The following is a 21,189-nucleotide window of genomic DNA, read 5'->3' as shown; positions in this document are numbered from 1 at the left end:
CTGGGTTGCTTCGGGCCAACTGTCGACGACGGCGACGAGGTAATGAACGTCTCAATCGGGGCCGGAAGCAGACTGACAGACGGAGCGAACGTATTTGCATTCAATCTGCCCCGAACGTGGTCCGGCATTTGGCGGTGGCTTCATCGAGCCAGTTCTCCCGTTGCTCCTCGGAACTGCCGACAACCGGCCTGAACACATGTCGTTCGTGTTCCAGAACCCCGCAATATGGGAGGACGCATCGTTCCCAGATCAGCCCGAGCGGGTCGCCCAGGTCATTCACCTCTCGCTCCGCATTGGTATCGGAAGTATTGAAGACAATTGCTTTCTTGATCGATAGGAGGCCTTCGGGCAACCCATCCGCGGTTTTCAGGCGATAGGCGACACCAGGAACCAGAACGCGATCGAGCCAGCCCGCCAGAATTGCAGGCGGCTTCCCCCACCAGTTCGGGTGGACGATCAGTAGACCATCCGCATTCGCGACTTGCGTCCGGTGCTGGAGCAAGACGCGATCCTCGGCGCGTGAAAGCGCTTTTTCCAGCGTGTCGCCGACCGTGTAGGCCTCTTCCGCGGTTAGGCACGGATCGAAGCCTTCCATGTAGAGATCATGATGTTCGATAATGTGGCCGTCGCCGATCAGCGAGTTGCAAACGCGTGCGGAAATTGCGTGGCAAAAACTGTTGGCACGCGGGTGGGCTATGATGGAGAAGATGCGCATCGTTTACTCCTCGGCTTGAGAGGCGCGGGAATTGAGGGACTGGCAACCGTGCTGCCTCGCCTTGGTTGCCGTGCCGACATTGTCGATACCGCACGAAGAGGACGAGAAGGTAAATGTTCATTTGTGGCCAATGACGGCAGGGGTCAAAGGCAGCGCTGCCATTGCCGCCAGGATCGGGTCGATGCAGATCGACGCATCTGCCGGCGACGTATCCTTTCACTCAGTTCGTCCGTCTTAGTTGATGGGCGCGGTCATCCTGAACGTCGCCATCCTAGACGAATTGGAGCGTGACAATGAACAGCAAGCAGAGCTTGGCAAACAAGATACACTACGAAACGCTCGCCGAGGCTTGGCGCAGCGGTCGAGAATCGCCGCAGGATGCCTCCGAGTGGTCTGTTTTGACGGCGGAGCCGGGCGGCGTCGACTATGTCGAAACGAACCTCGGCGACAAGACCGCCCTGTGGGTAAGGCCAAAACTGGCGGCCGAAGATCGGGTCATGCTTTACCTGCACGGCGGTGGCTATGTTGGCGGATCGATCTGGACCCATCGCAAGATGGTCGGACATCTGGCCAAGGCGATTGGCTGCAACGCCTTGCTCGCCACTTACGACTACGCGTTTGAGAGCAAGTTCCCGCGTCAGATCGAGCAGGCTGTGGCCGCGTTCGAGTGGCTGGCCGAGCAAGGTATCGAGCCGAAGCACATGATCGGTGCAGGCGATTCGGCCGGCGCGGGCCTGATCGTCGCAGCCGCGATAAAACGCCGTGATGCGGGACGTCCGCTGCCGGCTGCGCTCCTCAGTATCTCAGGCTGGCATGATTTTTCGGCGAGCGGGCGTTCGTACGAAACCAATCGCGAGAAGGATGCCTTCTTCCAGAAGGCGTCTGTGGATATGCTGACATCGATGGTACTCGGAGGGAGCGATGCGCGAAATCCATTGGCCAGCCCGATCTTTGCCGATCTCAAGGGCCTGCCGCCGATCTATCTGCAGGTGGGCGGAGATGAGACCTTGCTCGACGACAGCCGAGTGCTCGCCGACCGCGCAAAGGCCGCCGGCGTCGAGGCGCGCGTGGATATATTTCCGGGGATGCTGCACTCGTTCCAGATGATGGCCGGGCGCGCGCCCGAAGCCGACGACGCGATAGAGCGGTTGGCACAATGGGTTCGCCCCAAGCTCGGTCCGGGCGGAACCGCGGCGACACGCGATGAAAGTCAGCAGGTCGCATGACTCGCAAATTGAAAGTGGGGAGCTTCGTCTCGCTCGACGGCGTGATCGAGAACCCGATGACGATCGCGGGGTCGTATTTCGATGAAGAGGCGAAGGAATATTCGTACGAAGCTTTGGCCGATGTCGAGTTCCTACTGCTCGGTCGCGTTGCTTACGAGATGTTCGCCTCGCGTCCGGAGACGAGAGGTGACAAATACGCAGATCGCCTCAACGGCATGAAGAAGCTCGTCGCCTCCCGGACGCTCAAGAAGACAGCGTGGAACGCCTCGTTGATAAAGGGCGACGTGGCTGCCGAGCTTGCAAGGATCAAGCAACAGCCGGGCGGCAACATCGTAAAATACGGCATCACCAACCTCGATCGGACCCTCCTCGCGGCGGGTCTGGTCGATGAGTATCAGATTTGGGTGATCCCCAAGGTGGTCGGCGAGGGCAAGCGCGTATTTGAAGACGTTGACCATGATCTCGTCCGTCTGAAGCTTGTCGATACGCATCGCTTCAAGAATGGCGTCATAGTCCTCACCTATGTTCCTCAATGACGCCAAGATGTGGCAGGTGAAGGACATGCCTGAGCGACCGATCGGCCTATTCGACGCGCAGTATCGAGCCTTCCTCGAGACGGTGTCGGGCACCCGCGCGCAACTGCATCGCTATTGCACCCGCATGACCGGCTCACGGCTCGACGGTGAGGATCTCATGCAGGAGACGCTGTTCGAGGCCTACACCAAGATCGAGACCCTCGACGATATCAGCAGGCTGAAATCCTGGTTGTTTCGCATCGCTCACAATCGCTGCATTGACTTTCTGAGGCGGCGCCATGCGCGCGAGCGCGCGGAAAGCACCTATTCGGACGACATCGGCGTTGTCGCTGCAGAGCCGGCGACGACCGATGCCCGTCACGCCATCGAACGGCTGGTCGGTCACCTGCCGCCCAAGGAGCGCGCCTGCGTGCTCTTGAAGGATGTGTTCGACTATTCGCTGGAAGAGACCGCGGAACTCGTGGACTCGACGGTTGGCGGCGTCAAATCCGCGCTCTCCCGTGGACGGGCGAAGCTCGCTGACTTGCCTGCTGAACCTATTGGCGAACCGAGCCATCCGCTTGATCCCGACACCGCGCGGCTGTTGCAGCGCTATGTTGACCTCTTCAATCGCCATGACTGGGAGGGCGTGCGGGGCCTGACCAGCGCCGACGCCCGGTTGCGGGTCGCCGACTGCTTCGATGGACTGCTCAGAAGCTCTCCCTATTTCGTCGAATACGAACGAAACCCGGAGACGTGGATCATGGAGGTCGGGGCGATCGATGGAGAACCCGTCCTGCTCGTGCTCTTCCAGCGAGGCGACCAGTGGCAGGTGGCGTGGCCGGTTCGTGTCCATGTCACCGGTCGCGTCATCGACTGCATCGAAGACTATTATGCCTGCCCATGGATGTTGGAAAACGCCTCGGAGTCCGACTTGAAACTCACGCCGGGGCCAGCCGTTTTGGGAAGAGCATGACGCGACGACTTCTCACTCTGGCTTGGCGGAGTTACGATGGTGAGTTCTCAACGAAAAATCGTGGCCTGCCTCGGATCGAGCAGCACGGCGGGCAAGGGCCAGGCATTCGATTGGATCGCCGAGCTCCGCCGCCGGCCGGGCAACGGGCAATTTGAATTCCGGAATTTCGGCGTCGGCGGCGACCTGGCCTATAACGCGCGGCAGCGGCTGCCGGACGTGCTCGCCTGTCGTCCCGGCAAGGTCATCGTCTGGGTCGGCGGGAACGACGTTCTCGCACTCGTGTCGCGCAAAGTGCGGCGGTCCTTTGCGTTCTGGAAGCGCCTCCCTCGCACGCCGTCGCCTGACTGGTTTCATGAGAATCTGACCGAGATAGCACGCAGGCTGAAGCGCGAGACGGCGGCGGACATCGGCCTTTGCTCGCTCCCTCCGATAGGAGAAGCACCGGATTCGGACGACCCGTTCCAGAGCGAGCTCAACCGGCGGATCGAGGAATATTCTGCGATCGTGGCCGCCGTCGCGCACGAGGAACGCTGCTTCTATATCCCGGTTCACGAGGCGATCAGCGAGGCGATCCGCGCCTCGCCTGGCCGGGCCTTTACGGCGTTCAACTTTCTTCCGTTCTACCGCGATGCCTTTCGCGTACTGGTGCTGCGGCAGCATCCGGACGAGGTCGCCCGCAGAAACGGCTGGCTGTTTCACAGTGACGACGTGCACTTGAACAGCCGCGCCGGGCGGCTCGTTGCGGATCGCGCACAGAAGTTCATTGAGGCCTGAGCCTGAGCGGCAAGGCCGTATCCGATGGACCGAGATGCAATGGGGAGATCGACGATGCACATTCAGTTCGCGGAGCTGCCGGTGTTCGACCAGGAACGCGCCAAGGCGTTCTACATCGATCACTTGAATTGCCGCGTCGTGGCCGATCAGCCAATGGGCAATGATGGGTGGCGATGGATCGAACTCGGATTTCCAGGAGCCGATACCACCCTCCACTTCCTAAGGCGCAAGGACGAAACACCATCTGAGGGGTCCGTCCTCGTGCTGGTTGACAACGAAATCGAAGTCACCGTCCAGAGACTCAAATCGCGAGGCGCCGAGATCATAACAGAACCGCGCCCCGCGCCATGGCAAACGGGGCGCACGATCGCGGAGTTTCGAGACAGCGAAGGCAATCGCATGATGATCACCAGCAGATGACGCACTCACCCATCATGACCGCAACATGCTCTTGCGGTGGCGTCGAACTCAAAGCGTTTGGCAGGCCGATCGTGAGCAGCGTCTGCTACTGCGACGACTGTCAGAAGGGAGCTGACAAGATCGAAGCTTTACCAGGTACTGGCGCCATACGCGATCCCGATGGTGGCACCGCATACATCCTCTATCGAAAGGACCGTATCGAGTGCTCCAAGGGGGCCGAACTGCTGAAGGGTTATAAGCTTAAGGAAGTTTCGGTCACGAATAGGGTTATCGCCACGTGTTGCAATTCGGCGATGTTCATGAACTTCGATAAAGGTCCGCATTGGGTCTCGGCATACAGAGCTCGGTTTCGCGGAGAACTCCCGCCACTGCAGCTGCGGATTTGCACGAAGTTCAAACCGCATGGCGTTGTCCTTCCCGACGACGTGCCGAGCCACCGGGGCTATCCCCCAGGGTTCGTTGTTAAGCTTCTCGCATCGCGCCTGGCGATGTTGCTAGGTCGATAAACCGGCCGCCAGCCTGCGCGATAAGACATTCAGATAGATGCGGCGCGATGCGTACCGACAGCTTATCACTGTACTCACGCCGCGCGTCATGCAGCTGCGCCGGCTGGTGATTGGCGAGGTCGGCCGTTTGCCTCAGCTGGCGAGGGCTCTCTTTGATGATGGACCCAGGCGTGCAATGGCCGCGATGGCAGTGTTGTTTGAACGCCTGGCCGATCGTGGACTACTTGCGATCGATGATCCGGCTGTCGCCGCTTCCCGGTTCAATTGGTTGATCATGGGCGAGCCATTGAACAGGGCCATGCTGTTGGGTGACGATTCAATTCCGAAACCGGCGGAGCTTCGACGACACGCCGCAGCCGGCGTGCGCGTGTTCCTTGCGTCATATGGCAAGTGAGGCATGCCACGGCGACCTCCAGCCTGGTTGACGCGATGTCCGCTTTCAGGTGGTCGCAAAACTGATCGCAATGTCAGACATGAGGCGCAAAGCAACCATGCCGCCGTCGCGTGTGAGACTCTGATCTGGTGACAAGCAAAACAGCAGCCCCCTACGACTCGTCCCTCTCATCGCGCAAATTGGACACGACGCGGCGGTTCTGCGACCTGCAGGCGGCGTCGGGGCAGTCGCGGACGAGCCTGTCCTTGCCGTAGCCCTTGGCCCACATGCGGTTGCGGTCTATGCCGCCGGCGGCGAGGTAGTCCATCACCGCATCGGCGCGCTGCTGCGACAGCGCCGTTTCACTTGCGCCGGGATCGTCGGCGAAACCTTGCAGCTTGAGCAGCCAGCGCGGATGCTTTGCTAACCAGGCGATCTGGGTGTCGAGGGTGGCCTTGGCGACAGAATCGAGCGCGGCCGAACCTTGCGTGAAATAGGTGCGGCGGCCGACATTGAGGATAAAATCCTCCTCGCTGCCCGGCTGCACGTTCTGGAAGCCGGCAATCTCGGCGTTGGTGATGTCGGGCGTGGAAGGGGCCAGCGTGTTGCTGGTCGAGCAGGATGCGGTCAGCACCAGCAGGCCGGCGGCGAGCAGCCGGCGCGTGTTTTCAATCATGCGGTTCATGAGGCGCCAATCATTCGACAGTGGTGGAAGCGGGCGCCTGGTCGGCGATGTGCGGCAGGACCTCCACCGCGGTGCCGATCGGGCAGCGCTGGTAGAGGTCGATGATGTCTTCCGGGAACATGCGGATGCAGCCGCTGGAAGCGTCGGTGCCGATGCTCCATGGCTCCAGCGTGCCATGCAGGCGGTAGCCGATGTCGGCGCCGTCGCGGTACAGATAGAGCGCGCGCGGCCCGAGCGGATTGTTGGACGCGCCGCCTGCGATCATGTCCGGTAGCTCCGGCTTGCGCTTACGCATTTCGGGGGGCGGGACCCATTGCGGCCACAGCGCGCGGCGGTCGATCGTCGCGCGGCCGTACCATTTGAAGCCGTCCTTGCCGACGCCGACGCCGTAGCGGATGGCGGTCTTGTTTTCCATGATGACGTAGAGGAAATGGTGGCGGGTATCGACCACGACGGTGCCGACCGGCTCGCTGCTGAAATACTTGACGATCTGGCGATGCCATCTCTTGTCGATCTTGGCGAAGTTGGTCTTGCGATAGACAAAATTGTTGTCGCTGGCGGTACCGGCGAAAAAGGATTTCGCCGCCGCGGCTTGAACAATATTGCTGGTTGCACCCACCGCGACCAGCGCCAGACCGCCAAGCACGACACCCCTGCGTGACAAAACCATCGGCAATATTCCCCCATGCCTAAAGCCTGGCGGACCATAGTTGAGAATTATTTCGCCTCAAAATGGAAAATGCTGCGTTGCTTCAGTCAGCCGAAAGCGAAACGTCCGCTTTTAGGGCGCTGCACCACGGCGGCGGCGAGCCAGACACTGTACAGAAGGCGATCGACGCGACGGCGCCAAGGCCTTACCTGACTCTATGTTCCCTTCACGATTCTCGGTTTAGTTGGTCGGCGGGATTGAGACGCGCTTTCGAGGGCCAGGGCCAACCGCTTCTCGTCTTCGATAGCGCGATCGACTGCCTCAATTTCCTCTTGGAGCACCTTCAGCTCGGCTCCGTAGCTGGAGCCGTCGCTGTCCCCGATCTGGAAGCCACTTGCCCGCATTGCGTCGCGAGTATGGTGCACATTACGCACTCCTTCGCGTCGAGTCGCGACCAAGATTTCCCTGAACTCTCCAAGACGTTCAACGTGATTGCGAGCCATTGCGTTCTCCTATTTCGTCGTCATCGTCGCCGACGGCGGTTCAGAACGGCTAAAACCTACGGAGATACTCTCGACAAAGCATGAGTGCGGAAGCTCAAATTTGAACGACGGCGACGAGGTAATGAACGCCTCAATCGGGGCCGACAGCGGAATGGCCACTTTAAGGAAGCTGCAGCGGTAGAGCATGCCCCCCGGTGTTCGGTCCCGAATTGGAACTTTGCAGCAGCTTTGGTTTCGGCGCTAAAACGGGAAAGGGTCTCGGCATATGGGATTTGAGCTCGCAGGCCTGAGGCCAAGAGTGCTTGGAACAGAATAGAGCCTGCCCGGACCAAACCTTGGTTTGGTCGAACGTAAGCCCGGAGCGAAAATGCGGACAAGGGACCGCTGCTCATCCTGCATCAGGATGACGGCGAATATCCCCAGGTTTCGTTCGTGGCAGAGTTTGACGCATGAGGCGTAGTCAAGTGTCGATTCATCCGCGCAGGCAGGGCCGCTATTCCCACCCTGCAAATATGGACACAGCCCAAGATCCGTCTCTTGGTGCCAGCGATAAAGTTGCCACGCCCCGGGCGTAAAGAAGGTCGTTGCCTGTTGCCGCGCCTGTTGGGAGAGCAGAGCAAGGTTCGCTTCGCATTGAGCAAGCTCGCCAACCGCCCTTGTGGCAGCCGCTGACCACGATGCGCCTGCCGCAAACCCCATCGCCGGACAACGGCCGGAACTGTCGCTGGAGATTGCCGCAACTATTGGCACCGCCAGATCCAACGTAAGTCGCAGAAGCCGCAATTCGCGACCTCGGCGCCGAAGCCAATCCTCGTAAGAAGATACGGTGTCGCTTGCCATCGACTTCGGATCGATTCGAGGCAGAACAAGTCGATTGTACCACCAGATAGAGGTCGCATCTCGCTCTATCAGCTCGAGAAGTGCGCTCATCGCAGCGTCCTCAGGGTTGATCCCCAGCGCAAGTCCGTTCGAGTCGGCAGCCGGCAGAGATAATTCCTCGCCACCGGGATCATATCCCAGGAAACACAGCCCCGCGGGCACCCAGGCTTGCTCCGTACCGAGCTTGTCGTCACTCAGGATCCAGTCTTCAGGCGCGGATCTATCCCAGCGGGCCGGAACCGTGTTGCGGGGTGTGGGCTGCCGGTTCCCGGCCTCTCGCCGGTCATATTGCTCTTCGCTGAAAAGAAGGATGCTGGGCGGCTCGACGACCCGCCCATCAATCGCATTGGCACACAACCGGAGAATTCGCCTCTCGGGAACGATCTGGGCGAAGTAGGTCTCGTCCGCCTCATAAAGGCAGCCTTGCAGCGCCTGCTCGACTGTCGTGCCCCACCCAGACACGAAGTAAGCGCTCTCATCGCCATCCCTGGCGGCGCGAACGCGGCCGGCCGCCACAGTGAGAGGACAGCCGAGCAATGGGTCCGAGATCACCACCGGGCCATAGAGAAGACTCGACCCCACGCAGACCTCGAATGTGCGGATCTTTCGCATTGCGAGCGCTTCTGAACGGATTTCGCTCTGTCGTACGTCCGACGCTCTTCGTGCAGCAGTTTACACGCTGTCATGCGCCATAGCATCATGCAAATGTGCTAAAGTACGTTCGGACGTCCGACCGAGGTATGGATTGACCCCAAAGTATGGATTAGCCGTAAGCAACGGCACCCTGAAGCGACGCCTGACTGCGATCGTGGTCGCCGATGTGGTCGGCTATTCGCAACAAATGGCGGAAGACGAGGAAGGCACGTTCACCCGCGTCCGAACGCTGATGCACGACGAGATCCCAGGCTACGTTCATCAGTATGATGGCCGCGTTGTAAAGAACACCGGCGACGGAGTCGTTGCGGAGTTCCTCAGCGCGGTCGAAGCGGTCCGGTGTGGCGTGGCTATTCAGGCCTATCTCGCAAGCCCCGAGCGATCGCTGCCCGGTCTGTTGCTTCGAATGGGCATTAATTTCGGCGATATCATCGTCGACGGCGATGGAGACGTGTTCGGCGACGGGGTAAACGTGGCTGCACGCCTTGAACAGATTGCAGCCCCCGGAGGCATTTGCCTTTCGGCAAAAGTCCATGAGGAGGTCCGTGGAGGGCTGCAATTACCCTTCGAATATTGCGGTGAGTTTCAGCTCAAGAACATTCCCCGACCCGTAGCAGTCTACTCGCTTATTCACAGACCCGACGGCCCCTCTCAGAGCATCGGCGCCGAGACTTCGGGCTCGAACAGGCCATCGATCCTGGTTCGCCCATTTGTCAGCACCGGCGGCGTGGAACCCTATTTCAGCGAAGGGTTCACAGAAGACGTGATCACCGAGCTGACGCGGTTCACGCAGCTCTCCGTCGCGTCATATCATACCTCGATGCGGCTCAAGGATGTGGACCTGCCGAAGCTGGTCTCGGAAATCGGGCTCGATTTCGAGCTTGCGGGGCGAATCCGGAAGATGGGGAGGCGCATCCGCCTGTCGTGCGAACTGGTTGACGCCACGTCCGGCGGTGACGTTTGGGCCGAGCATTATGACAGCGACGATCAGGACATATTCGATGTGCAGGACGAACTGGTTCGCAAGATCGTGGGCACAGTTATCGGGCGGCTCAAGGCAGCGGGTGCTGAGAAGGCGCGACGCAAGCCGCCGGCCAACCTGGCGGCCTATGAGTGCGTGCTTCGCGGCAATGCCCTGCCGCTAGGCGACCTCGCGTCCGAAGCGGAAGCCAGGCAATGGTATCAGCGCGCCATCGACCTCGATCCGACCTATGGGCGCGCCTACGCCAAGCTGGCTCACTACAAGCAGCTGGAATGGTTTCGCGACATGGGACCTTCGGATGCCCTGCTCGACGAGGCGCATGCAATCGCCAAGAAGGCGGTGGCGCTCTCCGCCAACGATCCGGTTTGCCTCAACATTCTCGGCTGGGTGCTGCTGCACTTGCGAGACTTCGACGTCGCCGCGCAACTCTACGCACGAGCCCTCTACCTCAATCCGAACGATCCCGAGCAGGTTTCTTATCTCGGCACCCTCTACACATTTGGCGGCGAGCCGGATCGCGCCATGCAATGGTTCGAGCGGGCGCAGGTGCTCGATCCACTCTACGAACCATCCTGGTATTGGCCGTTTCGCGGCATCGTCCACTTCATTGCGGGCCGGCCCGAGTCGGCACTGGTCGCTTTGAGCCGTTCGTCGACAATGCCGGCATGGGTTACCGCCTACATGGCCGCTTCGAGCTCGGTGCTTGGCCGGGACAGCGACGCAAAGTTGTATGCGGCTCGCGTGTTGGCGGGTACGCCCAGCTTTTCTTGCCGTCGATTTGTGGCCAAGGAGCCCTATCGGCTGGAGGAGGATCGGGCCACGCTGTTCAAGGGGCTGCTCGCCGCAGGGTTACCGGACTGAAATTGAAGTTTGCTATCGGCAGCCGAAAAGGACCGCGGACGCAAGCTCGTCATGATAGTGCCGACCCTGTGCGTTGTTGTGGTACGTCCCTAGGTAATCCAGCAGATCCTCTCGCGTGACGACGCCTTCCGGCAGGGCTGGTAGGACTACAGTCAACTCCGTTGGGGCGTCGCACACCAGTTTCACTTTCGCGTCGACGATTTGCTCCAGCACAATAGTGACTTCGCTACGAAGAGTAGCGTCATTCAAGTCTTTTACTTTCGACACCACGCCATTCACCAAACTTTTGCCTTTGTAGTCGATATCGACACCGGCAAGATCAACTACACGAAAGGTTTTTCCCGAAGTGCCCGTGGTGATCGGTCCTACCATCACACTTCGAACGCCGCCGGTCCTGTCTTTAGTGCGCAGAGCTATGACGTCATTGAGCATGAATGCGTTCGCCACGTTGACGGTTATACTCAAAGGGCCGGTCGAACCTACTGCTGATATAGTCGCCGTGAACGCGGGCGGCAAAGCCTTTAGCCAAGCCCCCACGAGCGCCGCGCCAATCTCCTGGGCCTGTCGGCCTGGCTTGAGTTTCACCTTGGGCACAAGCGTTGCTCCCCGCGCTTTGAGGCGTGCGAGACAACCTAGGCTGCTTCTTCTTTGGCGGCAAGGAGGTTGCCGTGGACAGATAGAGGTATTGGGAGCATTCTGTCAGCCAGTCGACCAGCGGACGGTAGGGATTCATGAAGCTCGCCTGGCTTGTGACTTTTATCATTACATATCAGCTCGCCGCCATTCTTTCCGCGCCCACTATTGTGTACGCGGACGAAGCCCCCGGCGAGCCACAAGTTACGCAACGTACATTCGTCGCACCACTTGCGGACAAGGTCATATTTGGAACGAGCATCGCCAACCTGAACAAGATCAATCCGTTGGGGGAAGCACTGCAGGCTGTCGACATGCCGGACCTGGGATTTAGCCTGGTCACTGGAAGCTTTACCGACGAGGAAGCTGACAAGCTTCGATCGGAGGGGTATCAGGAACCGGACTCCCTTGAAGTAAGCCTGTTCGCGGATGGCGCTTGCGAAGGACGCCGTCGGCTAGAGCCTGTGATGGGTGACAAGCTGGTGCCGCCGAGCGTTTGCAGAGTAATCGGGTCGCCCAGTCCTGTGACCAACGGGTCCGCGGTCTGGATCATCGATAGTGGTATCGACGACGACGTCGTCACAAACGGGCTTCTTAATATTTCGGAACGGATCAACTGTATGGTCACTCCATGCAGCAAGGTCATCGGCGTGCCAGACCATCAAGGTCACGGCACGATGGTTGCAGGCATTATTGGTGGAATGCGTGTGCAAAGTGGAACAAGCGGTCAATACCTTGGCATCGTTGGGGTCAGCCCCGGTGTGCCGCTCAAGATTGTCAAGGCATTTGAGGACAAGAAGTCGAAGATCGTCGGACCGCCGCTTGTCGCCCTGCAATATGTTCGTGATAACGCGTCCGCCGGCCAAATCCTGAACATCAGTTGGGGCGCGCAGTTCATGGAGACCGCGAGGAAGGGTGGCCAGTTAGACCTGCTTGGTCAGATGGACAAGCTGCTGTTTGAGATCGCAAACAAGCAGGTCCGCATTGTGATTGCGGCGGGCAATGCGCAGGAAGACGACGAGCCGTCGTGGGTACAATCCTTTTTCCCGGCGAATGCGTCGGAATACGTTTCTCCAAACCCGACGCAAGGCTTCATCCAAAGTGTCTCGGCATCCGATAGCACATATATAAAGGCCGGCACCACCGGCACAGGCGCGTGCAGCACCGTTTCAGGCGATTGGTGTGATCTGCTTTGGAATGGCGGCGCTTTTGGCGCGGCCATGTCCGAGCCCGGCGTTGGCATCCAGGTGCTTTGGCGGAGCACGGACAATCACAAGCTAAGACAGAATATCTGTTCGGGGACATCCTTTGCCGCTCCAGTTCTGGCAGGACTGCTGGCTCGGAACCCTGCGAATTTGCCAAAGGTCCCGACCAAAAAGAGCGTGATCCCAAATGCCGATCAGCTTGGATATTCGACGGCAGGAAAGTCGGACGTCACTGATCCGGATTATCCGACATGCAATTGACGCGCCGTGCGGCCCTCCAGTGTTTAGGTCTTGCCTCGCTGTTTGGGACGAGCGCAGGGCGTGCTTCGGCGGTTTTTTCTGGCGACAGCCACCCGCGACTACTGGTCGTTCACCTTCGGGGCGGACTTGATGCGCTGGCCGCGCTGCCGCCCTATGGTGATCCGGATTTCCCGCGAGTGCGAGGCAGGGCGAGAGAACTTGACGTCTCCGACGACGGTGGGAAGCTTGATCCGCTGTTTGCGCTTCATCCGGCGCTGGAACCTCTTGCTCCGTTCTATTCGGCCGGCGAACTGCTGATCCTGCCCGCGACGGGCATCCCGGGTATCGGGAAATCGCATGGCGTCGCGCAGAGGGTCCTGTTCGACGGCGATGTCGACGGCGGCGATTTTGGCTGGCCAGGAAGAGCCGCTTCGGTGCTGTCGCAGGGAAGGCAACCAATCTGGCGTCCAGCGCCGGCCGACCTCTCGAATGATGTGCTTTTCGATCTTGTATTGGCCAATCCGGGACTTGACATCGCCCGCCTTTGCCTCGGTGAGGCGTCTGGTACAGCCGGAGACGCGGTGCAGACGTTGCTTGCACGGCGACATGCGCTGAGTGCCGCCAGCTTTGCCGCAGCGGCGACCTCCGCGGCGCAGGCGCTGTCCAGGCCGGACGGTCCGCGCGTGGCCCTGCTGCAGTTGGACGGCATCGATACCCACGTTGCTCAGGGAGAGCGTCTTTCGGCGACCCTTGGGACATTGGCGCGTGGCGTCGTCGCTTTCTCGGAAGCAGCAGCCGCGATCTGGCATCAAACCGTTGTGCTCGGCATTACGGAATTCGGGCGCTCTATCCACTTCAACGAGCAAGGCGGCACCGACCATGGTGGCGCCAGCGTAGCGTTCTTGATGGGTGGTGCGATAGCCGGGGGGCGGATCGCGGGTCGCTGGCCCGGATTAGCGCCAGATCAGCTCCACGAGGTGACCGATTTAGCGGTCACCACCGATGTCCGCTCGATCGTCAACGCGGTGTTGAAAGACCATCTTGGGCTCTCAAGCCAGGCAATGGCGATGGTCGCTCCAAACGCGTCGGGCCTTCAAACAACTAAGGGGTTGTTTCGGATTTGATGCATCCTTCGCAAGAACGCGTAGCAGCGCGATGTCCTCTTGCTTGGCTGCCTTTCGCTAACTCACGGTTTCGGCTAAGGGATATCTCTCAACATCGGAGCACGGTCGTCTTCGTTGAAAGGCTCGGGATGGTCCGCCCTATTGCGGACTTCCCAAGAAATCCCCCTGTCTTTTACTGTGGATTGTCCCTTCCGATAACCAGCAAAGGAAAGCAGCTCAAAGGCGAAGCCTCAAGTCCTTAGTCATTGTCGTCGTTCGGCCTCGCCATCATTGCATCTGTCCCTGCCATAAGGGCAAGCCACTTTCCGCAGCGAAGTCTCTATCCTCGGCGTAGATTGGCTCACCTCTTCTCACCATCCGTCGAAGCAAATCCGCATCTTCGTCGACATGATATCGAAAGGCATTTCGGGTGTCGTATCCATGCCCGGCTTGGGACAGGGAAAACCCGCTGACCACAACAGGAGCGAAACCGGCGAAACGCGCCAGCGTGATCGCGAAAACGCCGGTGGAGATTTTCCGGTGCCAGCCGCGGGACACATGATATTTGCCGCTAACCCGCCAGACGATGTTGGCAAGCTGCCATTTGGTAAGCGCCTGCAAGGTGTCATAACGATAGTTGAAGGTGCGGCAACCGGCTTTCAACTTGTCCTCGACATCAGGCCAAACCGGGACGATCAGGTGCTTTGCCTGCCGTCCTTTCAACAAATCACGCTTATAAAGATCCTGCTCGCTGTCGCCGACTAAAATGCCGCGGCGGATGAGGGCGATATCAGGAGCGGAGAGGCCGAAGGTTTCCGCCAAAAGCTGGGAAGCGTTGATGGTCACAAGCGCCCAACCGGCATCATGCCGCTCAGGGAGGCGAAAATTCGGCGCCGATCCCATCACCAATGCGGGACCCGTGCCGCTGGGCAAGCGAAGAACTGGCTTTGGCAAGAGGTCCGAAAGCGCCATTTTCATACGGGGATCTGAATCGCATTTTCCTCAAACGCGCGCAGAATGCTCTCTTCTCTGCTCCACAATTCGTCCCATTGCGTCGCGCCGGACCAGCCCGCGAACCAGGGACCGCCGAGCGTGTAGTGGGCCAGCGAGACATCGGCGGGATCGAGTTCGGAAGCCGAAGCCCCGACGAGGTAATTCCAGGCCAGAGGCAACTCCCCGATCTCATCGTCCTCAAGCCATTTGAAGGCGTGGAGGTCGCGTCCGGGCCACGTATTGAGCATCTCGTTGGTCAGTCTTTTGTTGGCGGGATGATCCAAATTCCACAAGACGACCGACGACCAGTTTTTGCGGCGATAGAACATCTGCGTTTGTCCGTCCATCTTGACCGCTTCGGATTCGCGTTGCCGGTGCTTGACGGCCATAATCGCGTAGGAAGGGTCGACCAGGTCGAGCAGCTTGACCGGATCCTTCAGAAACAAGACGTCACAATCGCAGAACATGGCCCAGCCGCCTTGCCGCATGAACGGAACGGCAAAGCGCGATATGGCAAACTCCGTCGCCATCGGTGCCTCGGAAATCGGGCACCAGAGCCTGCCGTCACGTATCTCCATCGGCCGCTTCATGATTCCTTGAGCTTCAAGCTCTCTGAGCACGAGTGGCTGTATCTCCAGCGGCGTGCTTGTCCGCCGGAAGGCGCTCCACCGCGCTACGTCCAGAACTCGGGCTTCGCGTGGATCATACCCGATGTAGATTGGTATCATGTGGCAACTCTGTAATTGGATTGGATGTGAATTTACTCGAATTGGAGGTGATTTTACTCGAATCGTGCATAACAGCACTGCAAGCCGGAGACCCGAAGCAAGCGGACCACTTCGTCGCGGTGGCGACCGTACAAAGCCAGAACGTCGCAGACGGAATATTGCTGCAGCGCATGTTCCAACTCAAGGGGTAGAAATGACGGAATTCCGGATCATGCGGCACCTATCTCGTTTTGCGGGAACATGGCGCGACGTGATTCAGCATCGAGCTCAGCCTTGAAGGTATGCTTTGCCTTCATGTCCAAGGCTCGCTGAACCGCAGAGCGCTTGGTCACTTCGTCCATGAAGCGCATGACATTGGGATAGTCGCCAAGGCCTTTCTCGCCGAATGCATATCCGGCGGAGGCGGCCCAACCCCAAAGCGCCATGTCCGCGATCGTGTACTCGTCGCCCGCCAGATATCGTGCCTGCCCAAGCCGACGGTCCAGAACCGCGTAGTGGCGCTCGAGCTCCTTCACGTAACGATTTTTCGCATAGACGATATCTTCCGGCGCGTAGTGCAGAAAGTGGATCGCCTGGCCGGAAAACGGCGATAGGCCCGTCGCCACGAACTGAAGCCATGACAGCATCAAAGCCTTGGTCCTCAGTTCGCCAGGAATGAATTTTCCGTGCTTCTCGGCGAGGTAAAGCAGGATGGCATGGGAGTCGAATATCGTCACATCCCCGTCCACCATCGCCGGAACCTTGCCGTTTGGATTGATCTCCCGGAATTCCGGCGCGTGCTGCTCGCCCTTGAAGATATCGACCGGCGAGACGTCGAAAGGCAATTCCAGTTCTTCCAGCAGCACCGCCACCTTCATTGAATTCGGCGTGGCGTGAAAATACAGATTGAGCATTTTTTCTGTCCCATCGTTGAACAACCACCCAGTCCGCCCGATTGGCGTCTGCCGATGTTGAAGCGCCTGAAACATGCTGGCATGTCCGCCAACGCGCCAATCGATCATGCGCATTGGTGGCATCGAGCCCGTTGATGGCAGGTCGGGCGATGGGGTGGGTTTGGATTTTAACAAGTACCAAACCCATGAACACGATCGATTCGTCTCATCGTGAAGCGCGATTTCTCAAGGCGCGCGCAGAGTTCTAGAGCGGTGACATCAACCGATCGAAAGGAACCGATCATGATCTCCCGCTCTGTAATGGCTGGCGTCGCAGCCATGGTTTTCTTCAATATTGTATCGCCATCGATGGCCGACAGCACGGCTCAGGGAATTTCGTTCGCCTCCGACCAGAGTTATCCGGAAAGCATTACGTGGTCGGCCAGGCAGGACATTTTCATGGTCGGCTCGGTGCGTCATGGCCTGGTGGCCAAGGTCGATGAAACCGGGAAGTACACGGCGTTCGTCCACGACGCGAGGCTGGTTTCCACGGCGGGCCTGCTCGTCGATGACGAGCGCAATACGCTCTGGGTGACGAACTCCGATCCGGGCGTCGGCGACCGCACCAGTGCGTCGACCAAGGGCAAGCTTGCGGGAGTGGCCACATATGATGCCACGACCGGCCAGAATCGGGCCTATTACGATCTCGGCATCCTCAGCGAAGGCACGCATTTTGCCAATGATATCGCGCTCGACGCCGACGGAAACGCTTATGTGACCGACAGTTTTGCCCCGATCGTCTACCGGATCGATACAGCGGGCAAGGCGACGATCTTTGCGCAGGATCCACGCTTCATGGCTGGCGATGGCTTCAACCTGAACGGCATCGCCTGGCACAAGGACGGCTATCTGCTCGTGGGCAAATACAATACGGGTGAGCTGTTTCGCGTCAGCATCGCCGACCCCCGCAAGGTCGAGCCGGTGACGCTGCCCGAGGCCCTGACGGGTGCCGACGGCATTCAGTTGATCGATGACCAACACCTCGTGGTCGTGCAGAACCTTGGCGTCGATCGCACCGTCGAACTGGTTTCCACCGACGGTTGGGCATCGGCAACGATCGTCCGGCAGAAGCGCAGCATCATGTCGATGCCGACGGCCGCGGCGATTTTGGGCGACGATGTCTACGTGCTGAACTCGCGGCTCGATACGCTGTTCGACCCCGCTGCCGACAAGGTCGGCGACTACCTGCTGCAGAAGTTCTGATTGCACGGCATATGGTGGCCGGAATGGCGTCCGGTCACTACTCTTCGTGACTGCGGCGAGCGCTCTGCATCACCAGTTTGCGCAGCCATATGTGGGCGGGGTCACTGCGCATCCGCGGGTGCCAGAACAGGTTCATGGCGAACGGCGAGAGCTGTAAGGGGGCTTCGAACAGATCGAGGATTTGAGCGAAGCGCTTCAGGAAACGCCGGGGCAGGGTGCAGATCAGATCACTGTTGGCCAGAACGAGCGGGGCCAGGGCGTAGCTCTGGATGGAGACCGTCACGTTACGCTCGTGGCCAATTTCGGCAAGCGCGTCGTCGATCATCCCTGCAAAATGCCCGCCGCTCGTCGAAATGAGCAGATGGTCGAGGGCACAGAATTCGTCCAGGGTGATTGGTCCCTGGCCACGCGGATGGCCGTGCCGCTGCGCGGTAACGAATTCCTCTTCGAACAGTTTCTGACCGATCAGGCCACTGGAACCGTCTTCCGCGGCTCCGATGAAGAGATCGACGTCGCCTTGCTCGAGGTGCTCGACGATCCTCGGCTTGTTGGGCACCGTAAAGGCGACCTTTGCGTTGGGAGCCTGGGATTTGAACCGCGGAATGAGGTCCGGAGCCAGGATCGCCGCCGGATTGTCCGTTGCGGCAATGCGATAGACACGTTTGCTTGTCGCGGGGTCGAACAGATGAGCGGCATTCACGAAATCGCTCAACCGTTCGAGCAGCCGCGTGAGTTCGGGCTCAAGTGCCAGGGCGTGAGGCGTCGGGATCATTCCCCGCCCGGACGCCGCCGTTGTGAAGAGTGGGTCGTTCAGCAATTGACGCAGCCGCGTCAGGCGGGCCGACAGGGCCGATTGGCTAATGTTCAATCTCGACGCCGCATGGGTGACGTTCTGGTGCTTCAACAGCGCGTCGAGGGTCAGCAGCAAGCCAATGTCGAAATCCGATAGCCGTTGTGTCAATGGGACCTCGAACCAGCAGGCGCTATTCAATCGGTAGCGATGTCTAGCACGATTCCGGAGATTGAAGGACATGCGGTTCCAGTCAATCTCGCTATGGCTCGAAGCTCACTTCCCGGTACGCGCCGCCTTCAGGCGCGGGGCCATGGCCCGCGCCTTTTCATATTTAGCCTTCCAAAGCTCAGTCCTTCTCGAAGATGCGTGCCTTGGCAACCACGCCGGCAATGGCGCCGCCGATCAACGGTGCAATGATGAACAGCCAGAGCTGGCCGATCGCGGCAGTTCCCGAAAACAGCGCCGGGCCGATCGAGCGGGCCGGATTGAGCGACGTGCCGGTCACCGGGATGATGGCGAAGTGCAGCCCTGCCAGCGTCAGGCCGATAACCAGCCCGGCGAACGCCGTCGAGTGCTTTTCAGCCGTGACGCCAAGGATCACGGTGACGAAGGTGAAGGTGCCGATCACTTCCCACAGGAATGCCGAACTGACACCCCATTTCGTCACATCCCAGCCATTGGCGCCGAAGCCGGTGGTGTGTCCGCCAACCTGGCCGGAGACGATGATCCACAACGCCAGCGAGGCGAGGATGGCGCCGATGATCTGCGCGATCCAGTAGGGGATGACGTCCTTAGCCGGCAGCCGGCCGGCAAGGAAGACACCGAGCGTCACCGCCGGATTGAGATGCGCGCCCGAAATCGGGCCAATCGCATAGGCCGCCGCGATGAGGCCGATGCCGAACGCCAGACCGATGCCTTCCTGGCCGAGCGGCAGGGCACCGCCAAAGCCGCCCGTCACCACCGACGCCGTGCCGATGAACACCAATAGAAATGTGCCTAGAACTTCCGCCAAATAAGTCTTCATTGCCCTCTCCTCGTAGCGATCCGCCGGCCCGCGTTTTCCGCGCCGCGAATCATGCCGGCAAGAGTATTCCCTGGCGAAAAACTTGGGAAGCAGCGCAGTTGCGCCAGATTGCGTGCTTGCAGACATCAGTTGCGAACATTAGAGACCTTTCATCTATTGATATGTCTGTTGCTGCTTGCCGAGGATATCATCTGCTGGCGCGCCGCGACCGGGATTGCCTCGCTCGTTGCAAAGGCGAAAGCGGGGTTCAATCCAGGCGTGAAAGGCTCTAAGAGCAGGCCCAGAGATCATGTGCTCGATTTGATGGAATGACGAATGCGACTGGGCGGACGGCTGGCTGCGGCCATCGAAGTGCTGGAAGACATCGGCCGGCGCCACCGGCCGGTGGCGGACGCGCTGAAGGATTGGGGCCTGTCGCATCGCTTCGCCGGCGGCGGCGACCGGGCGGCCATCGGCAACATCGTCTATGACGCCTTGCGCCACAAGCGTTCCGCCGGCTGGCTGCTGGGCGAGGACACGCCGCGCGCAATCGGCTTCGGCGCGCTGCTGCTCGAATGGGGCCAGACGGCACAATCGCTCAACGACGCGCTCGATGGTGACAAGTTCGCACCACCGCTGCTGACTGCAACCGAGCTTCAGGCAATTGCCGGGCGCCGGCTTGCCGATGCGCCGGCCGCGGTTCGGGCTGACATACCGGATTGGTGCGAACCGCTTTTCGAACAGGTCTTTGGTGCCAACTGGGTCGACGAGGGCGCGGCACTGGCGACACGTCCGCCACTCGATCTCAGGGTCAACACCTTGCAGGCCAACCGCGACAAGGTGCTGGCTGAATTGACGGGAACCGGTGCGAAACCCGCGGCCATCGCACCGCACGGCATCCGAATCCCGCCGATCGACGGCGACGGCCGGCACCCGAACGTGCAGGCTGAACCGGCCTTCCAGAAAGGCTGGTTCGAGGTCCAAGACGAAGGCTCGCAGGTGGCGGCCGCCCTTGCCGGGGCCGAAGCCGGCATGCAGGTGCTGGATTTCTGCGCCGGCGCCGGCGGCAAGACGCTGGCGCTTTCGGCTTCGATGGACAATCGGGGCCAGATCTTTGCCCACGATGCCGAAAAGGCCCGGCTTGCGCCGATCTTCGATCGCATTCGCCGCTCTGAAAACCGCAATGTCCAGATCGTCACCAAGCCGGCCGAACTCGCCCCGCTCGGCAACCACATGGACATCGTGCTGGTCGATGCGCCTTGCACCGGCAGCGGCACCTGGCGGCGCCGTCCCGATGCCAAATGGCGGCTGACGCAAAGGCAGCTCGACGCCCGCAAGGGTGAGCAGTCGGCGATCCTCGATGCGGCCAAAGCCTATGTCAAACCGGGCGGCCTGCTGGTCTACATCACCTGCTCGGTCTTCGATGAGGAGAATGGCGAACAGATCGCGGAGTTCAGGCAGCGTAACAGCGGCTTCGTGCCGGTCGACCACCGCGCGCTCTGGGACAGCCGTTTTCCCGGCCATGCGGCAGCCGCACGCATCGGCGCCAAAGGCGACATCTCGCTGTCGCCAGCGCTGAGCGGCACGGATGGGTTTTACTTCTGTGCGTTGCGCAGGTCGGCCTGAATCCGATTGGGC

The 21,189-nt window shown here is 60.0% G+C and carries 23 protein-coding genes; 12 read left to right on the top strand and 11 right to left on the bottom strand.

The features are described from left to right. Positions 1 to 100 precede the first annotated feature (100 nt). Entirely contained in the window at positions 101 to 715 is a 615-nt protein-coding gene (locus ACSQ3L_RS29275; protein WP_436163078.1) for an NAD(P)H-dependent oxidoreductase, read from the bottom strand. A 293-nt stretch (positions 716 to 1,008) separates the two neighbouring features. Here ACSQ3L_RS29275 and ACSQ3L_RS29270 point away from each other — a divergent pair, with 293 nt between their 5' ends. From ACSQ3L_RS29270 to ACSQ3L_RS29240, 7 genes are read left to right on the top strand one after another with little or no spacing between them, the layout of a single operon-like run. Beyond that, positions 1,009 to 1,941: an alpha/beta hydrolase gene (locus ACSQ3L_RS29270; RefSeq protein ID WP_436163077.1), complete on the top strand. Its 933-nt coding sequence runs from the start codon at positions 1,009 to 1,011 to the stop codon at positions 1,939 to 1,941. Then, complete coding sequence (locus ACSQ3L_RS29265) at positions 1,938 to 2,477, top strand: dihydrofolate reductase family protein (RefSeq protein WP_436163076.1); 540 nt, start codon at positions 1,938 to 1,940, stop codon at positions 2,475 to 2,477. Before ACSQ3L_RS29270 ends, ACSQ3L_RS29265 begins: the two co-directional genes overlap by 4 nt. Before the next feature lie 25 nt (positions 2,478 to 2,502). Continuing rightward, on the top strand, positions 2,503 to 3,432 hold the full coding sequence (locus ACSQ3L_RS29260; RefSeq protein WP_436163075.1) for an RNA polymerase sigma factor: 930 nt from the start codon (positions 2,503 to 2,505) through the stop codon (positions 3,430 to 3,432). A 36-nt stretch (positions 3,433 to 3,468) separates the two neighbouring features. After that, positions 3,469 to 4,206, top strand: coding sequence for an SGNH/GDSL hydrolase family protein (locus ACSQ3L_RS29255; RefSeq protein ID WP_436163074.1), 738 nt, complete (start codon positions 3,469 to 3,471; stop codon positions 4,204 to 4,206). Positions 4,207 to 4,260: 54 nt separating this feature from the next. Further along, positions 4,261 to 4,626: a VOC family protein gene (locus tag ACSQ3L_RS29250; protein ID WP_436163073.1), complete on the top strand. Its 366-nt coding sequence runs from the start codon at positions 4,261 to 4,263 to the stop codon at positions 4,624 to 4,626. Beyond that, positions 4,554 to 5,132: a GFA family protein gene (locus tag ACSQ3L_RS29245; RefSeq protein ID WP_436163072.1), complete on the top strand. Its 579-nt coding sequence runs from the start codon at positions 4,554 to 4,556 to the stop codon at positions 5,130 to 5,132. Before ACSQ3L_RS29250 ends, ACSQ3L_RS29245 begins: the two co-directional genes overlap by 73 nt. A gap of 37 nt (positions 5,133 to 5,169) precedes the next feature. Beyond that, positions 5,170 to 5,526 carry a TetR/AcrR family transcriptional regulator C-terminal domain-containing protein gene (locus ACSQ3L_RS29240; RefSeq protein WP_436163071.1) on the top strand — a complete coding sequence of 119 codons (357 nt, stop codon included), beginning with the start codon at positions 5,170 to 5,172 and terminating at the stop codon, positions 5,524 to 5,526. Between the two features lie 151 nt (positions 5,527 to 5,677). Here the strand turns inward: ACSQ3L_RS29240 and ACSQ3L_RS29235 are convergent, their stop codons facing one another. The 4 genes from ACSQ3L_RS29235 to ACSQ3L_RS29220 all read right to left on the bottom strand — a co-directional run bounded on the left by ACSQ3L_RS29235 (position 5,678) and on the right by ACSQ3L_RS29220 (position 8,833). Next, positions 5,678 to 6,190, bottom strand: coding sequence for an OmpA family protein (locus ACSQ3L_RS29235; protein WP_436163070.1), 513 nt, complete (start codon positions 6,188 to 6,190; stop codon positions 5,678 to 5,680). A gap of 10 nt (positions 6,191 to 6,200) precedes the next feature. Then, positions 6,201 to 6,860: a L,D-transpeptidase gene (locus ACSQ3L_RS29230; RefSeq protein ID WP_436163069.1), complete on the bottom strand. Its 660-nt coding sequence runs from the start codon at positions 6,858 to 6,860 to the stop codon at positions 6,201 to 6,203. Between the two features lie 194 nt (positions 6,861 to 7,054). Beyond that, positions 7,055 to 7,342, bottom strand: a complete 288-nt coding sequence (locus ACSQ3L_RS29225; protein WP_436163068.1) for a hypothetical protein — start codon at positions 7,340 to 7,342, stop codon at positions 7,055 to 7,057. Positions 7,343 to 7,582: 240 nt separating this feature from the next. Further along, positions 7,583 to 8,833 (bottom strand): YcaO-like family protein, encoded by a 1,251-nt coding sequence (locus ACSQ3L_RS29220; RefSeq protein WP_436163067.1) that lies wholly within the window; start codon positions 8,831 to 8,833, stop codon positions 7,583 to 7,585. 133 nt (positions 8,834 to 8,966) lie between these two features. On the opposite strand from ACSQ3L_RS29220, the gene ACSQ3L_RS29215 reads away from it, so the two are divergent. Beyond that, positions 8,967 to 10,718 (top strand): adenylate/guanylate cyclase domain-containing protein, encoded by a 1,752-nt coding sequence (locus ACSQ3L_RS29215; protein ID WP_436163066.1) that lies wholly within the window; start codon positions 8,967 to 8,969, stop codon positions 10,716 to 10,718. A 12-nt stretch (positions 10,719 to 10,730) separates the two neighbouring features. Here ACSQ3L_RS29215 and ACSQ3L_RS29210 read toward each other — a convergent pair whose 3' ends face one another. Further along, the gene (locus ACSQ3L_RS29210) at positions 10,731 to 11,312 is read right to left on the bottom strand and encodes a hypothetical protein (RefSeq protein ID WP_436163065.1); all 582 of its coding nucleotides are present in this window, start codon (positions 11,310 to 11,312) and stop codon (positions 10,731 to 10,733) included. 137 nt (positions 11,313 to 11,449) lie between these two features. On the opposite strand from ACSQ3L_RS29210, the gene ACSQ3L_RS29205 reads away from it, so the two are divergent. Both ACSQ3L_RS29205 and ACSQ3L_RS29200 read left to right on the top strand, forming a co-directional pair. Further along, complete coding sequence (locus ACSQ3L_RS29205) at positions 11,450 to 12,817, top strand: S8 family serine peptidase (protein ID WP_436163064.1); 1,368 nt, start codon at positions 11,450 to 11,452, stop codon at positions 12,815 to 12,817. Next, entirely contained in the window at positions 12,808 to 13,920 is a 1,113-nt protein-coding gene (locus ACSQ3L_RS29200; RefSeq protein WP_436163063.1) for a DUF1501 domain-containing protein, read from the top strand. Before ACSQ3L_RS29205 ends, ACSQ3L_RS29200 begins: the two co-directional genes overlap by 10 nt. Positions 13,921 to 14,187: 267 nt before the next feature. Here the strand turns inward: ACSQ3L_RS29200 and ACSQ3L_RS29195 are convergent, their stop codons facing one another. From ACSQ3L_RS29195 to ACSQ3L_RS29185, 3 genes are all read right to left on the bottom strand, one after another. Next, entirely contained in the window at positions 14,188 to 14,877 is a 690-nt protein-coding gene (locus tag ACSQ3L_RS29195; protein WP_436163062.1) for a hypothetical protein, read from the bottom strand. Continuing rightward, positions 14,874 to 15,620, bottom strand: a complete 747-nt coding sequence (locus tag ACSQ3L_RS29190) for a hypothetical protein (protein ID WP_436163061.1) — start codon at positions 15,618 to 15,620, stop codon at positions 14,874 to 14,876. Before ACSQ3L_RS29190 ends, ACSQ3L_RS29195 begins: the two co-directional genes overlap by 4 nt. Positions 15,621 to 15,829: 209 nt before the next feature. Next, entirely contained in the window at positions 15,830 to 16,513 is a 684-nt protein-coding gene (locus tag ACSQ3L_RS29185) for a glutathione S-transferase family protein (RefSeq protein WP_436163561.1), read from the bottom strand. A 282-nt stretch (positions 16,514 to 16,795) separates the two neighbouring features. Between ACSQ3L_RS29185 and ACSQ3L_RS29180 the strand changes: the two genes are divergently transcribed. Next, positions 16,796 to 17,755: a hypothetical protein gene (locus ACSQ3L_RS29180; RefSeq protein ID WP_436163060.1), complete on the top strand. Its 960-nt coding sequence runs from the start codon at positions 16,796 to 16,798 to the stop codon at positions 17,753 to 17,755. Positions 17,756 to 17,792: 37 nt separating this feature from the next. On the opposite strand, the gene ACSQ3L_RS29175 is transcribed toward ACSQ3L_RS29180, so the two are convergent. Beyond that, complete coding sequence (locus ACSQ3L_RS29175; protein ID WP_436163059.1) at positions 17,793 to 18,716, bottom strand: LysR family transcriptional regulator; 924 nt, start codon at positions 18,714 to 18,716, stop codon at positions 17,793 to 17,795. Positions 18,717 to 18,894: 178 nt separating this feature from the next. After that, entirely contained in the window at positions 18,895 to 19,572 is a 678-nt protein-coding gene (locus ACSQ3L_RS29170) for an MIP/aquaporin family protein (RefSeq protein WP_436163058.1), read from the bottom strand. 315 nt (positions 19,573 to 19,887) lie between these two features. Here ACSQ3L_RS29170 and ACSQ3L_RS29165 point away from each other — a divergent pair, with 315 nt between their 5' ends. Continuing rightward, on the top strand, positions 19,888 to 21,177 hold the full coding sequence (locus tag ACSQ3L_RS29165; protein ID WP_436163057.1) for an RsmB/NOP family class I SAM-dependent RNA methyltransferase: 1,290 nt from the start codon (positions 19,888 to 19,890) through the stop codon (positions 21,175 to 21,177). Positions 21,178 to 21,189 lie beyond the last annotated feature (12 nt).

This window comes from Mesorhizobium sp. LjRoot246, assembly GCF_964254115.1.
In the GTDB taxonomy this organism is placed as follows: Bacteria; Pseudomonadota; Alphaproteobacteria; order Rhizobiales; family Rhizobiaceae; genus Mesorhizobium.
The sequence above is the reverse complement of the archived record's forward strand: the minus strand, read 5'-3'. Positions and strand labels throughout refer to the sequence as shown.

Bases quoted from the DNA above. Each gene is read 5' to 3' on its own strand.
- ACSQ3L_RS29180 (WP_436163060.1), top strand. From the start codon at position 16,796: ATGATCTCCCGCTCTGTAATGGCTGGCGTCGCAGCCATGGTTTTCTTC.
- ACSQ3L_RS29240 (WP_436163071.1), top strand. From the start codon at position 5,170: ATGCGGCGCGATGCGTACCGACAGCTTATCACTGTACTCACGCCGCGC.
- ACSQ3L_RS29245 (WP_436163072.1), top strand. From the start codon at position 4,554: ATGGCAAACGGGGCGCACGATCGCGGAGTTTCGAGACAGCGAAGGCAA.
- ACSQ3L_RS29200 (WP_436163063.1), top strand. From the start codon at position 12,808: ATGCAATTGACGCGCCGTGCGGCCCTCCAGTGTTTAGGTCTTGCCTCG.
- ACSQ3L_RS29230 (WP_436163069.1), bottom strand. From the start codon at position 6,860: ATGGTTTTGTCACGCAGGGGTGTCGTGCTTGGCGGTCTGGCGCTGGTC.
- ACSQ3L_RS29250 (WP_436163073.1), top strand. From the start codon at position 4,261: ATGCACATTCAGTTCGCGGAGCTGCCGGTGTTCGACCAGGAACGCGCC.
- ACSQ3L_RS29220 (WP_436163067.1), bottom strand. From the start codon at position 8,833: ATGCGAAAGATCCGCACATTCGAGGTCTGCGTGGGGTCGAGTCTTCTC.
- ACSQ3L_RS29270 (WP_436163077.1), top strand. From the start codon at position 1,009: ATGAACAGCAAGCAGAGCTTGGCAAACAAGATACACTACGAAACGCTC.
- ACSQ3L_RS29195 (WP_436163062.1), bottom strand. From the start codon at position 14,877: ATGAAAATGGCGCTTTCGGACCTCTTGCCAAAGCCAGTTCTTCGCTTG.
- ACSQ3L_RS29275 (WP_436163078.1), bottom strand. From the start codon at position 715: ATGCGCATCTTCTCCATCATAGCCCACCCGCGTGCCAACAGTTTTTGC.
- ACSQ3L_RS29260 (WP_436163075.1), top strand. From the start codon at position 2,503: ATGCCTGAGCGACCGATCGGCCTATTCGACGCGCAGTATCGAGCCTTC.
- ACSQ3L_RS29205 (WP_436163064.1), top strand. From the start codon at position 11,450: ATGAAGCTCGCCTGGCTTGTGACTTTTATCATTACATATCAGCTCGCC.
- ACSQ3L_RS29235 (WP_436163070.1), bottom strand. From the start codon at position 6,190: ATGAACCGCATGATTGAAAACACGCGCCGGCTGCTCGCCGCCGGCCTG.
- ACSQ3L_RS29190 (WP_436163061.1), bottom strand. From the start codon at position 15,620: ATGATACCAATCTACATCGGGTATGATCCACGCGAAGCCCGAGTTCTG.
- ACSQ3L_RS29170 (WP_436163058.1), bottom strand. From the start codon at position 19,572: ATGAAGACTTATTTGGCGGAAGTTCTAGGCACATTTCTATTGGTGTTC.
- ACSQ3L_RS29255 (WP_436163074.1), top strand. From the start codon at position 3,469: ATGGTGAGTTCTCAACGAAAAATCGTGGCCTGCCTCGGATCGAGCAGC.
- ACSQ3L_RS29165 (WP_436163057.1), top strand. From the start codon at position 19,888: ATGCGACTGGGCGGACGGCTGGCTGCGGCCATCGAAGTGCTGGAAGAC.
- ACSQ3L_RS29265 (WP_436163076.1), top strand. From the start codon at position 1,938: ATGACTCGCAAATTGAAAGTGGGGAGCTTCGTCTCGCTCGACGGCGTG.
- ACSQ3L_RS29225 (WP_436163068.1), bottom strand. From the start codon at position 7,342: ATGGCTCGCAATCACGTTGAACGTCTTGGAGAGTTCAGGGAAATCTTG.
- ACSQ3L_RS29185 (WP_436163561.1), bottom strand. From the start codon at position 16,513: ATGCTCAATCTGTATTTTCACGCCACGCCGAATTCAATGAAGGTGGCG.